10 protein-coding genes are annotated in these 14,062 nt (G+C 37.2%); 8 read left to right on the plus strand and 2 right to left on the minus strand.

The window, feature by feature from the left end:
• Window positions 1–28: 28 nt before the first annotated feature.
• Window positions 29–478, minus strand: coding sequence for a YchJ family protein (locus KO525_RS05970; RefSeq protein WP_256448302.1), 450 nt, complete (start codon window positions 476–478; stop codon window positions 29–31).
• Between the two features lie 11 nt (window positions 479–489).
• Window positions 490–918, minus strand: a complete 429-nt coding sequence (locus tag KO525_RS05975) for a hypothetical protein (RefSeq protein WP_215962881.1) — start codon at window positions 916–918, stop codon at window positions 490–492.
• Between the two features lie 159 nt (window positions 919–1,077).
• Between KO525_RS05975 and KO525_RS05980 the strand changes: the two genes are divergently transcribed.
• The 8 genes from KO525_RS05980 (at window position 1,078) to KO525_RS06015 (ending at window position 14,057) form a co-directional block, all read left to right on the plus strand.
• Window positions 1,078–3,627, plus strand: coding sequence for a 7TM diverse intracellular signaling domain-containing protein (locus tag KO525_RS05980; protein ID WP_215962882.1), 2,550 nt, complete (start codon window positions 1,078–1,080; stop codon window positions 3,625–3,627).
• Window positions 3,624–6,134 (plus strand): EAL domain-containing protein, encoded by a 2,511-nt coding sequence (locus KO525_RS05985; protein WP_215962883.1) that lies wholly within the window; start codon window positions 3,624–3,626, stop codon window positions 6,132–6,134. The genes KO525_RS05980 and KO525_RS05985 overlap by 4 nt, the downstream gene beginning before the upstream one ends.
• Window positions 6,135–6,276: 142 nt before the next feature.
• Window positions 6,277–6,690: a hypothetical protein gene (locus tag KO525_RS05990; RefSeq protein WP_215962884.1), complete on the plus strand. Its 414-nt coding sequence runs from the start codon at window positions 6,277–6,279 to the stop codon at window positions 6,688–6,690.
• A 120-nt stretch (window positions 6,691–6,810) separates the two neighbouring features.
• Entirely contained in the window at window positions 6,811–7,011 is a 201-nt protein-coding gene (locus tag KO525_RS05995; protein ID WP_215962885.1) for a hypothetical protein, read from the plus strand.
• Window positions 7,011–8,384 (plus strand): TolC family protein, encoded by a 1,374-nt coding sequence (locus KO525_RS06000; protein ID WP_215962886.1) that lies wholly within the window; start codon window positions 7,011–7,013, stop codon window positions 8,382–8,384. Before KO525_RS05995 ends, KO525_RS06000 begins: the two co-directional genes overlap by 1 nt.
• Entirely contained in the window at window positions 8,384–10,180 is a 1,797-nt protein-coding gene (locus KO525_RS06005; protein ID WP_215962887.1) for an efflux RND transporter periplasmic adaptor subunit, read from the plus strand. Before KO525_RS06000 ends, KO525_RS06005 begins: the two co-directional genes overlap by 1 nt.
• An 11-nt stretch (window positions 10,181–10,191) precedes the next feature.
• A complete protein-coding gene (locus KO525_RS06010) occupies window positions 10,192–13,329 on the plus strand; it encodes an efflux RND transporter permease subunit (protein WP_215962888.1) in 3,138 nt (1,045 codons plus the stop codon).
• Window positions 13,329–14,057, plus strand: coding sequence for a PepSY domain-containing protein (locus KO525_RS06015; RefSeq protein WP_252736700.1), 729 nt, complete (start codon window positions 13,329–13,331; stop codon window positions 14,055–14,057). The genes KO525_RS06010 and KO525_RS06015 overlap by 1 nt, the downstream gene beginning before the upstream one ends.
• Window positions 14,058–14,062 lie beyond the last annotated feature (5 nt).

Genomic DNA, 14,062 nt, shown 5'->3' on the forward strand with positions numbered 1-14,062 from the left:
ATCCGATTAAAGCAAATGCCTTAAACGATCATCTCATATGACACTTTTTAAATTTTTTACCGCTGTCGCACGGACAAAGGTCATTTCTATTTAACTTATTAATAGGTTCGTCAAATAGGGTTCCAGTGTCGTACTTCCAAATGCCATTTTCTACTACAAATTTAGAACGTTCGTGTAATACGCCACAATGTTCATGCTCGATAAAAAACGCTTTAAACTCCACAAACTGAGTTTCTGTATTAACAATTTCTAACTTAACAAAACAATTTTCAATACATGATTGACGCAACTGTTCAACCGTCAGCTGACTTTTTAGATTGACTGAACTTGTATCGTACAAATATTCTGGTTTATTTAGCACAAACGCAGAGTATCTTGACCTCATCAATTGTTCAGGTGAACTTGGGTTGCTTTTCCTTTCTATTAAAGGCTTGCAACAAATTTCATATTCACGATCACTGCACGGACAACAAAACATAGCTTAGGTACTTAGTGGGTTTGAATATACTCATTATAAGTGGTTTGATCTGAGTTTAATAGATATAGAGCAGTACCATTCTCATGGGCTTGTTTTCGTATTAATTCTAATTCGAGACCACTAATCGAATCGTCCCAAATGACTAAAACGGCACAGTTATCAAAAAATATGGCCTTTTTGGCAAGTTCAAAGGCGCTTTTGCAGTATCGCTTATGCACGGTAAGTACTTTACTTAAATTGATACTGCATGAATTAAGAATTTGCTTATCTGGCAGTTTTTCTGGCGCAATGAGCAACGTCCAACCATCGCTAAATTCATATCGTTTAATTATCTTCAGCAATTCTAAGTGTGTATCTAAAAGGTCGGCATTAATTGATGGTTTAATCGGTGAAATTGCCGGATGCTGAAATTTGTTATTACTAAAGTTTAAATAGTTCATCGCCAATACCTGTTTTTATTAATAGTATTTCTATACAGTAGTTTATACAGTAGTCGTAGGGGATTAAAAATGCAACAAAAATATTCTGTAAAAGAGTAAATATTTTTACTAAATAAGAACTATAATATGGCTTAACTATTGAGATATTTAGGAAATATAATGAAAAAAGCTGGGAGCTGGGCAATAACAGGATGTGTCCTTTTCATCTTATTTTCACTATTGTGGGGAATTAAAAGTTCTTTTGACCGTATAAACGAATTAAATATAAACACCAATAATCTGCAATTAAAAATTGATCAAGCGTATTTTGTTGATGACAAAAATCAATTTGTTAACTCTAATTATAGTGAATTTAAAAGTCGATTTAGACCAACTAAACTCAACTATTCAAAGATAGAATTTGGTGAAAGTGACGTTTGGTACCAATTAAAATTTAGAAACCTGACAACCACCAAAATGAATTTGGTCCTTTTATTAGATAATCCAATGTTAGATTACATTGATATTTATGAATTGAAGAATAATGACCTCCACGTTTTGTCAAAACTAGGCGATAAACGAAAGAATACGGAACTCGAGTTACTTGCTTTACCTCACTCAGTAATTGAACTTAACGGTTCTGGTGAGATGGAAATGGTTATTAGAACCAATTCTAAAGGTACGCCGAATTTACCTATATCTATTTTTACCAATGAAAACTTTGAACAATACAAATCCATGGTGTTTCTTATCTGGGGAAGTTTTGTCGGCATCGTCATATTAATGTCTATTTACAACATTATTTTATTTGTAGGTGTAAAAGATAAACTTTATCTAATTTATGTAGGTTACATATTTGCCTTTTTGGTTGTCCTAGGTGTAGTTCATGGATTTTTAACTTACCTTGTGCCTTATTGGGTGTATGACCTAATAGCGGATAATGTCATCGCTCTGTTTAGCATGGTTGGGGCGCTAATGTTGGCGTTTGCCATGAAGTTTCTAAAATTTGATCAAGACAAACGCAGTCTTAGTTTTCGGACGGGCCAGGTCGTTATTAATTTGCTTTTGGCACTTAGTTTTTACGCGTTGTTTGTTGTTGAATATAAGGCGGCGCAACTGTTTTTTATGGCACAAGGTTCTGTCTATATTTTTGCCATCATTTTAGTCGCAATCCGGTTAAAGTTAGATTTTAGCTGGGCAAAATATTATGTAATTTCCTGGTTACCGTTATTCATCGGAGCTGCAGTAGGCCCATTAATGTTAACGGGTAATCTGGAGTATAGTTTCTGGAGTCGTCATGCACTTTTGTTGGGCGTATTATTTGAAATGACCTTTATTTCAATGGCTTTAGCAGAACGATTACGAATGAGCGAAAATCAATTGCTGTTCCAGGCCACACATGACCACTTTTTAAATATTGGCAATTCAATAATTTTAGAACAGCAACTTAAAAAACAATTTGATGTTGTACCTAATCCTTCATTTAGTTTAGTGGTAATTAAAATAGAAAATTATCATCAGTTAACGCCTTATCTAGATCAAATAAGTTTAAAAGTAGTCGTCGATAAATTTTTAACAAAAGTTGAAACGTTTTTTAGTGACCATGTCACCTTAGCGACACTTGACGAACATATCGACGTAAAACATATTGCTGCTGTTAAAGATGGCTATTTTGCGTTAGTAATTTTAAGTACCGATCAAATACTAATCGACAACTTACAAGATGAAATTGGAGAATTGCTTCCTTTTACCTATCGCCTGAAAGGATTTGATGTTTCGTTTAATTGCTTTATTAGTTGCGTAAATTCAGCAGAATTTGAGTCACCAGAAGAAATTATTACTTTTAGCTTTAATGTATTACAACAGAGCAATCGTGCCACGACTACATTTCAAACTTTTGAGAAACGGAGCTCGGATAAAAGGCATCAGCTAGTTTCGGAACTTGTAAAATCTAACGAACTACAAGATTTTCAAATAGGATTTCAACCTACAACAAACTCGGTTAACAGTAAATTATCGCTAGTTAAATTGAGTATAAGTTCCTCTAAAAATAATGAGTTCTTTGAACTTTCTGCCTGTTTAGATACAACGACTAACAATATGATGGCTAGTTTGTTCGAAGAACGAGTTTTCGAGTTAATTTGCAGTCAAGTTGCATTGTTAGGCTCGACTAAAACTAAGTTTTTAATCGACTTATCAACTCAAAATAGAATAACAAAAACCTTTATTTCCATGCTGATTAAAACGTTAAATAAATATGGTTTGAAGGCCGATTTATTTGTTATTACGGTAAGTAGCAAGCTAATGAATTCGCAAAACATACAGGAAATCAGCACGCTTCGAGAATTTGTCGACCTCGGATTTTTAATTAGTATTAAGGAAGATACATTTGGAATAGAAAGTGCAAACTGGATCAGTGAGTTGCCTATCTCAGTAGTTACGTTTCAAGCGGAAACAATGAAAAAACTTATAAGGACAAGCGACCCCGAACGAGTTCTCAATTTTTCTTCTACTCTACAAAAAATGGATATTTCGATATTGGTTGAGAATATAAAAAATCAAACGGATTTTGATGAGTTAAAAGTGCTTCCTTTTAATTTAGTTGGAGCGCTATCAACAAACGTGTTGTCAGAAATAGAATTTAAGGAATACATTGATCAGCGCTTTATCGACTCTCTCGCTAAAGACCAAAGTTTACATAGCTTTGTTTTAAATGGGGTGAAATCATGAAACTTCATTTAAGGTTCATTTCAATTCTGTTCATGTCCTTTTTAGTTGTTATTTTTACTAGCTATATCATTAGTAAACTCGAAAATATTAATAAACTGGCATTAAATAGTAAAAATTTGGCAGTCGAATCAGTTTACAGGAATGTTCAAGTTGACTTTAAAACTGACTCGCAGACCATCTACAATTTCTTTAAAAATGATACTCGAGAAAAGAAAACAATAAGTTTAGAGTTTGGTGAGAATGAATACTGGCACTTAATTAAAATTAGAAATCTACGTTCTGTATTGTCTGAATATGTTTATTTATTTGATAATCCAATGTTAGATGAAATAGACATTTATGAAATAAAAGCTGGTATCCCAACTCTCGTTAAGCGATTAGGTGATAATCGAATTAATAAGAAGCGCGAAATGGCGTTACCTTCAATCGCAGTGAGTTTGCAAAAGCAACAACAAAAAGAATTACTTATTAGAACCTATTCTTTAGGAACACCACATCTACCAGTGGCCCTTTTTGAATCTAATGGCTTCAATCGTTATAAAAATATGCTGTATTTGTTGTGGGGATCAATCGTAGGGATCGTCTTTGTTATGACAGCCTATAACTTAATCTTGTTTCTCGGTGTTCACGACAAATTATATATTTTATATGTTGGCTATATTATTAGCTTTTTAATGGTTTTAAGTTTTGTGCATGGTTTTGGAATTTATTTATTACCAATCAGTTTTTACCAGCACATTGGCAACAATATTATTTCAGTTTATTACCTGCTTGGCATCTTCTTGCTGTTATTTAGTTATTACTTTTTACATTTCAATAATAAAGAACAATTAGTGATTCAGCGCTCTGTGAAAGGGTTAACGATCATATTGTTTGTATTTGGAGTATACGCCACAACCCAAAGTGAGTATGAGGCTGCTAAACCATTTTTTTTAATGCAGCTATTTATTTATATTTTGTGCTTAATCATGTTGTTTCAGAGAATAAGAAAAAATAAGAGTTGGGGGACGCTTTACATCATCTCATGGTTGCCGCTCTTTGTCGGTTCAGCCGTTGGAACTCTATTGCTGCAAGGGCAGTTAGAATATGGCTTTTGGACGCGGCATGCGGCGTTTTTTGGCGTCGTTTTTGAAATGACATTAATTTCGATGGCACTTGCCGAAAGATTACGGGTAAATAAAGCAGAAATACTTTATGAAGCGACACATGACAAGATCTTTAAACTGGCAAATATTGCAAAATTAGAATTTTGCATTAATCAAACGCCTAAGCTAGCTAAGAATAAATACTCTGTAATATTAATTGAGTTAGATGAAGTTGATAATTTTACAACAATAGATAAAAACCAAGAACAAATAGCGTTTATCAATAGTTTTGTGAGCGATATACAACGATATTTTTCAAGTTATCTCCATGTTATTGACGTTGATAATGACTCGACGATAAGAAAAGTCTGTTTAGTGCGTGAGGGATTGTTTGCCATTACGATTACCAGCAGTGATGAAGCATTACTCAAAACTACGATTAAAGAATTTTGTAAGTTACAAAAGTTAAACAATAGTACAACAGCACAATTGTATAAAATGCATTTTGTTATTGGCGCAGCGACCAAGGAAAGTAATGATTTTTCATTAACTGATATTGTCAATCAGGCGCAACAAGCAATTAATATCGCGAATTCTAAAAAATTAGATTTTTGGATTTTTAATGAATTAGATAAATTTAACCAAAATAGAAGAGTTGAAATTGCCACTGAATTACAAAAAGCGATCGATAACAAAGAACTCATTATCTACCATCAACCGAAATTGGGTGTGGATAAGCTTGAAGTTATTGGTAGTGAAATATTAGTTCGCTGGGAACATTCTGAGTTAGGTGAAATTAGTCCTTCAGAGTTTGTACCGATTGCCAAAGATACAGGGTTGATTTCGTCATTAACTGAATGGGTGATAGACACTTCGTGTCAAAACTTAAGTAAGCTAATTAAAGAGTTTGACCCTAATTATCATGTCGCCATTAACATTTCTGTTTCTGATTTACATTTGTCACAGTTTTTAGCGATGGTCCAAAAAAGTTTAGATACATATAGAATTGCGGCCAAGCATTTAACGTTTGAGTTCACTGATCTAAAATTTGAAAATTTAGACAATAATATTAAAAAAACAATAATAGGACTAAAGAGAAAAGGGTATCGGATCTCAGTAGATGCACTAAAAACGCCGTTATCTAATTTAGGATTTGTATTTAACGGACTGGTGTCTGAAATCAAATTGGATTGCAGAGAAATTCAAAATATAGAAGCGACACAAGGTAATACAACCGTCATTCGTCAGCTTGTCAGCTTGACAAATACCAATGGTATTGATGTTGTAGGTATTGGGATAGACTCATTAGATTCTGAAAATATGATGCTTGAACTACCTTGTAATATCGTACAAGGGTTTAAATATTGTGAGCCTTTGCCTTTTCATATGTATATCAACTGGCTAAATACAAACGCAAGGTGAGTTTATTCAATACTTTTGATAAGGCGTTATAAATCGCTGTCGTCGTTGTATTAGAATGTTAGTAACCTATTTGTTTCTTTTCAACTTTACAAATAAGTGCTTAGAATGTATTTTGCTACTATCAAATCAGTAAGAGAAATCCATGTCGTCTGCGTTTACTAGAGCTTGCGTAATTATAACAATGTTGTTGTCCGTAATAGGGCAATCGCTTGCTAATACCGTTATGCCTTGCGAAATGACAGATAGTGGCCAACACATGACGATGAATCATACTGGGAAAACATCTACATCTTCATCAATGGCAATGCACAAAGATATGAAAGTATCTGGAAATATGTCATATGGTGCACCTTCTAATCATGAGCAAAGCGGGAAAATGGATTGTTGTGATATTGAATGCAGTTGTCCCGCAAACGCCTGCTCAACTTACACGTTTGTAACCGTTGACATACAGTCAATATTATCTCTAGTAACAATCGAAAAAGTGCCGAGCCTAGAACATACATCACCAATCTCAATTTATAAGTCTTTCTACCGTCCTCCTATAATTTCTTAATCCACAGGACAAGTGCATCTAAATTTTGGTGCACATACATAACTCTCTCAAAACCAAAAAGTTAGAACGACTTAGTCTATTTATTTGTCTAACGCCGTTTTCATTTAAAGATGGTAAAGCATGTATTTACAAACAAAAGAACTAATTGCCATGCTGGTATTTTTCGTCGCAGGCGCGATTTTGGCAGCAATGGCTAATGCAATGAACAAAATTGAGCCTCTTATTCACCCAGAGAAAAAGCGCCAAGTTTATAAAAAACCTAGTTGTGGATGCTGTAAAAAATGGGGCTTGCATATTGACCATTACGAGGAGCAGTTTTAATGGCTCAACTTAATTTTCGTAATGCTACCTTAATCGGAGCGGTATTAATTTCTACTATGTCTAATTCGGTGACGGCGAATCCCGTTATTTCGTTAGACGACGCAATAATTCAAGCCATTACAAATGACCCTTGGGTGAATGGCAATAACCAAAAATACCGAGCGACATTAGCAAGAAGTTCTGCCGTCGCCACGATGTCTGATCCGCTTGTGTCAGTTAGTTTAATGAATGTACCTGTCGATTCTATGGATTTTAATCAAGAGAACATGACGCAGTTAAAAGTTGGTGTATCGCAACTGCTGCCAAGAGGAAACGTACTCGACATTAAACAAGCGAAACTGACTACAAGTGCGCAAAAATATCCGTTGATGCAAGAAGAACGAAAAGCCCAACTAACGCTAAATGTGACACATATTTGGTTAGACATTTATTTGGCCCAAAAGACCATTAACCTTATAACTCGTGACAAAACCTTATTTGAACAAACTGCAGATGTTGCTAGAGCGAGTTATTCTAGTACCGTAGGAAAAACCCGACAACAAGATGTTATTCGTTCACAACTAGAGCTTATCCAATTAGACGACAGATTAGCGGTAGAGTATCAAAAGCTTGAATCCGCTATCGCAAGGCTTAATGAATGGTTGCATGTTTTTCAAGACGGTTTACATGACAATAAACCTAATTTTGACGCAATAGCAACAGACATCAAAGTAACTGATTCATTGCCATCAATACCTTTGAGAAGCAATATTTTGTCTAAAAATAAACTATTGTCTAGAAATTCATTAGCTCAGCTTGTTTCAAATCATCCCACAGTACGTCTAATCGATGTTGACCAAAAAGTGGCATTAAAAGATGTTGAAATAGCGAAAGAACAATACAAACCACAATGGGGGATCAATGCGTCTTATGCGTATAGAGACGCTATGGAAAATGGTGATGATAGGGCAGATTTTTTTTCCATTGGGGTTACTTTTGATGTGCCATTATTTACCAATAAACGACAAGATAAACTTGTATCTGCATCTATTTCCGACGCAGCGTCCATTAGAACGGACCACCTTTTATTAACAAAAAGCCTAATTACACAAATTGAAAAAGAATATAGAAACTTACAACGACTTACCCAGCGACAGCAACTGTATATAACGCAACTAATAACCCAAACTCATGAGCAAGCAGAGGCCTCGTTAACAGCTTATACCAATGACGACGGTGATTTCTCTGAAGTTATTCGCGCTCGTATCGCTGAACTTAATACACAAATATCGGCACTTAACATTGATATCAATTTGCTAAAAGCAACGGCTCGAATTAACTATCTAACGACGCAATCGCTACTGCCATATTATCCAGACGGATGGACTAAATAATGACTATTACACAAAAATTTGTCGCAACAATAATAGCTAGCACGATTTTAGGTGCAGTGTTAACCGTAATTAGTGCACCTACTTTACAACTGCTTGGCTTTAATCTATTCCCCAACAACGGTGCTGCAAATAGTACAGATGAGTCAGCAAGTAAGAAGCCACTTTATTGGGTAGCACCTATGGATTCAAATTACCGTAGAGATAAACCGGGTAAGTCACCAATGGGAATGGATCTGGTTCCGGTTTATGCCGAGAGCAAGCAACAGGGAACCGCTGGACAGGTGACAATTGCGTCTCACGTTATCAATAATATGGGCGTTAGGACGGCAAAAGTCGTTCGCGGTGAAATGATGACCGAAATCTCTACGGTAGGATATGTACAATATGACGAAGATCAATTGGTTCATATTCATCCCCGCGTAGAGGGATGGATAGAAAAATTGTTTGTCAAAGCCGCAGGGAATCCCGTTGAAAAAGGCCAACCTTTATATACGCTTTATGCGCCACAATTAGTTAACGCTCAAGAAGAGTTTTTAATCGCGTTAAAGCGCAATAATAAAACACTAATCATCGCAGCGCGAGAACGTCTACAGGCATTGCAACTGTCAGATGCGTTTATTCTTAACTTAGAAAAAAGTCAAAAGGTGGTTCAAAACATCACTTTTATCGCACCTCAATCAGGCGTAATAGATGGGCTTAAAATTCGCGAAGGATTTTTTGTAAAGCCAGGCACAACGTTAATGAGTATTGGACAGCTTGACCAAGTTTGGGTTGAAGCCGAAGTCTTCGAACGAGACGCCGCATTGGTGCGAGCCGGATTAGATGTATCAATGACGTTAGATTACCTGCCAAGTAAAACGTGGTCAGGAATTGTTGACTATGTTTATCCAACTTTAAACCCTACAACTCGTACTCTACGAGTCAGATTAAAGTTTGAGAATCCGGACCACAAATTAAAGCCTAACATGTTCGCGCAAGTCTTAATTCACGCCACTGGTATTACAAATACGTTAATGGTACCAAAAGAATCTGTTATAAGAACGGGTAAACAAGATAGAGTTGTTTTAGCGTTAGGCGATGGTCAATTTAAGTCTATCGAGGTCGTCATAGGTCGTGTTTCAAATGATTACATTGAAATCAAACGTGGCTTAAATGATCAAGACCGAGTCGTTGTTTCTGCCCAGTTTTTGATTGATTCAGAATCAAGTAAAAGTTCAGACTTCCTCAGAATGAGTCCAACGGTTCGCAGTGAAACTGTATTTGCTACGGGCGTTGTAAACAGTCTGATGCGGGAACATAGTATGATAAATATCACACATGAGCCCGTAGAGGAATGGCAATGGCCAGAGATGACAATGGATTTCATCGTAGCCAATGAGGTCGATTTATCTGACGTTCGAGTTGGGCAAACACTACATTTTGAAATGACAAAACTGCCTAACGACGAAATTAACATTACTGTTATTCATATTCGTGACGAAGGTGATAATTCAGCAAAGGATTCACCTAATTACCCAACGGCAACTGTGGGCGGCATTATTAACAGCGTTGACAAAAAAAATAGGATCGTAAACATAAGTCGAGAAGCCATAACCAAATGGCAAAGAGACGCAGCAACTTTGGATTTTGAAATTGAAGAAAATTTATCATTAGACAAATTTGTGGAAGGTAATCCTGTGACATTTACTTTTGAAGTTAGAGATGAGTTAACAGTGATTGCGATAAAAGTAAATGATAACCCTGCGATAAAACCTAAAGACAAGGTCGAACCAATGTCTATGCATGACGGCCATTAGGAGACTATTTAATGATTGAAGCAATTATCAGATGGTCAATTCAAAACCGTTTTTTTGTTATTTTAGCCACAATAATAATCGTTGGTGCCGGATTATATTCCGTCAAAAATACACCTGTAGATGCATTACCTGATTTATCAGATGTACAGGTGATCATAAAAACCAATTATCCAGGCCAGGCACCACAGGTTGTTCAAGACCAAGTAACCTATCCATTAACCACGGCAATGTTATCTGTGCCTGGCGCTGTAACCGTGCGTGGTTATTCATTTTTTGGCGATTCATTTGTCTATGTCATATTTGACGAATCTACAGATTTATACTGGGCACGCAGCCGAGTGTTAGAGTATTTGAGTCAAGTTACACCTTCATTACCACCAAGTGCACGTCCGCAATTAGGACCCGACGCTACCGGCGTTGGCTGGGTATATTTGTATTCATTAATTGATAAAACCGGGCAACACGACATTAGCCAATTACGTAGCTTGCAAGATTGGTTTTTGAAATATGAATTACAAACAGTGGCTGGGGTGTCAGAAGTCGCCGCAATTGGTGGCATGGTTAAACAGTACCAAGTCCAAATTGACCCAGATAAACTTAGAGCTTACGGTGTACCACTAAACCATATAAAAACCGCTCTACAACGCGGTAATCAAGAAACCGGCGCTTCTGTCGTCGAAATGGCCGAAGCTGAATATATGGTTACCGCGTCTGGTTACATTAAGAATATTCAAGACATTGAAGCAATTCCACTTGGTGTTAATAAACAAGGAACACCATTAACCATTGGTGACTTAGCCCAGGTAAGTTTAGGGCCACAAATGCGCCGAGGTATTGCCGAGTTAAATGGTGAAGGCGAAGTTGTTGGTGGGATTGTTGTTATGCGATTTGGCGAAAACGCACAGCAAACGATTGAAGGTGTTAAAGCAAAACTTAAACAACTCAAAAAGGGACTTCCTAAAGGCGTTGAAATTGTCACGGTTTACGACCGTTCAGGACTTATTGACGATGCTGTAGAAAACTTATGGACAAAATTGTTAGAAGAATTTGCTGTTGTCGCATTAGTTTGTATGGTCTTTTTATTCCACTTACGATCGTCATTGGTTGCTATCATCAGCTTGCCAGTCGGTATCCTAACGGCATTTATCATCATGCATTTGCAAGGGATCAATGCCAATATCATGTCATTAGGTGGTATTGCAATAGCTATAGGTGCAATGATAGACGGCGCAATTGTCATGATTGAAAATATGCATAAACATATGGAGAAAACTCCGCTAACAGACAAGAATCGCTGGCAGATCGTAGCTCAATCGGCAAGTGAAGTTGGCCCTGCGTTGTTTTTTTCACTGTTGATCATAACGGTTTCGTTTTTACCGGTATTTACGTTAGAAGCCCAAGAGGGAAAAATGTTTTCTCCATTGGCGTTTACTAAAACGTACGCAATGGCTGCATCAGCGGCCCTCGCTATAACGTTAGTACCAGTTTTAATGGGGTATTTTATTAGAGGTAAGGTATTAGCTGAGCATAAAAACCCAATAAACAGATTGTTGACGGCAGTATACTTACCGATATTAAATAAGGTTTTAACTTATCCAAAGTCGACTATTGTTGTGGCATTTTTAGTAACCGTAGCGGGTTTTTGGCCAATAAATAAAATAGGTAGTGAGTTTATTCCGCCCTTAGATGAAGGCGATTTAATGTATATGCCCACAACATACCCAGGTATTTCAATTGGTAAAGCCCGTGAATTATTACAACAAACGGACAAGTTGATTAAAACCGTTCCAGAAGTAGAAACTGTATTTGGCAAAGTAGGGCGTGCTGAAACGGCTACCGATCCCGCGCCATTAACTATGATTGAGACCATAATTCAGCTTAAACCACGGGAGCAGTGGCGTGACGGTGTCACAACTGAGAGCCTCAAGAAAGAATTTAATAATTTAGTTCAATTTCCTGGGTTAACCAATGCCTGGGTAATGCCGATAAAAACTCGAATAGACATGTTAGCTACAGGCATTAAAACGCCTGTCGGGATTAAGATTGCTGGACCTAAATTAAAAGATATTGAAGAAATAGGGAAATCGTTGGAAAAAATATTGATGACTGTACCTGGTACTTCGTCTGTTTACTCCGAGCGAGTCGCCGGTGGCCGTTATCTTAAAGTCGACATTCAACGTAAAAAAGCAGCGCGCTATGGTTTAAATATCGCCGATGTACAACAAGTTGTAGCCTCTGCGATTGGTGGTATGAATGTTACGCAAACAGTTGAAGGTCAAGAACGATACCCGGTTAATTTACGTTACCCACAGGACTATCGAGACTCACCTGAAAAACTTTCACGATTACCAATAGTTACACCGGATGGGATGCGTATTTCATTAGCGGATGTCGCTAATGTTTTGATTGAAGATGGTCCGCCGGGAATTAAAAGTGAGAATGCCAGAATAAACGGTTGGGTGTTTGTCGATATAGAAGGGGCGGATATCGGCACTTATGTGCAAGAAGCACAACGAGTCGTCTCGGAGCAATTAAATATAAAATCAGGTTATTCTATCGCTTGGGCTGGGCAATATGAATATATGTTGCGGGCTAAAGAAAAGCTAACTTTTGTAGTGCCATTAACATTAGCGATAATTGTAATATTGTTGTACCTCAATTTTAGAAACGTTGCGGAAGTATTCATTATTATGGGGACTTTGCCATTGGCTATGGTAGGCAGTATTTGGTTAATGTACTTACAAGGCTTTAATTTTTCAGTGGCAGTTGGTGTCGGCTTTATCGCATTGGCCGGTGTTGCAGTGGAGATCGGGGTGATCATGTTAGTTTACTTAAATCAGGCAATTAACTCGATGTATCAAACATTGCTAAAGGAAAATAAACCGGTGACTAAAGCGGATATACAGAGTGCCATTATAGAAGGTGCTGGTATGCGGGTAAGACCTGTAATGATGACTGCCGCGGCAATAATTGTCGGTTTGCTACCTATTTTGTATGGCACAGGCGTTGGTTCTGAAGTGATGAGTCGAATTGCTGCTCCTATGGTAGGTGGCATGGCAAGCGCGGTAATGTTGACTCTCGTGGTATTACCGGCTGTTTTTTATCTTAAGGAAGTAACAAAGTTAACGGTCGGAAATAAGGAAACGTAATGAAAGGAAACGTCATGATCCGAAGTATTCGAAAATACCACAAATGGCTTATGGCGTTTGTTGGTGTGCAGTTTCTATTTTGGTCTTTGACTGGCCTATATATGGTGAGTTTTGATATCCACTATATTCATGGCGAAACCTTAGTTAAAGAGAATGAAGCGTCGATAGCGTTATCACAGGTAACGTACCCAATAAGCGAACTTTTAGCGCAATATCCAGAGGCTGAGTCGATTTCGTTGACGACTTTAATCGACCGGCCGGTTTATCTGTTTTCAGAGCCCAAAAGCAAACCTAGCTGGCGGTTGGTTGATGCTAAAACAGGGCTTATATTACCGGTAATCGACAAAATGATGGCAATTCATATCGCTGAAAGTAAATATAGCGGCAATAGTGAAATAAAATCAATAAGGCTTCTGAGTAAGTCTACAGACGTACCTCCTGAATTATCTTCTCGTTATATTCCTGTTTGGAAAATAGATTATGATCAGTTTTCCTCACCGACGCTATACATTAGCCAGGAGTCGGGCAAGTTAGTCACTAAAAGACATGATTTTTGGCGATTATTCGACTGGATGTGGCGCTTCCATATTATGGATTATGATGATGGAGAAAACGTCGCTAATTGGTTCTTATTATTAGTGGCTTCTCTTGGGATTTTGGCGGCATTTGCAGGAGCAGTGCTTACTTATATTCGCGTATTTAAACCCAATTACAATGAGGTTAAATAACGAAT

Source organism: Psychrosphaera sp. B3R10 (genome assembly GCF_018861025.1).
Taxonomy (GTDB): Bacteria; Pseudomonadota; Gammaproteobacteria; order Enterobacterales; family Alteromonadaceae; genus Psychrosphaera; species Psychrosphaera algicola.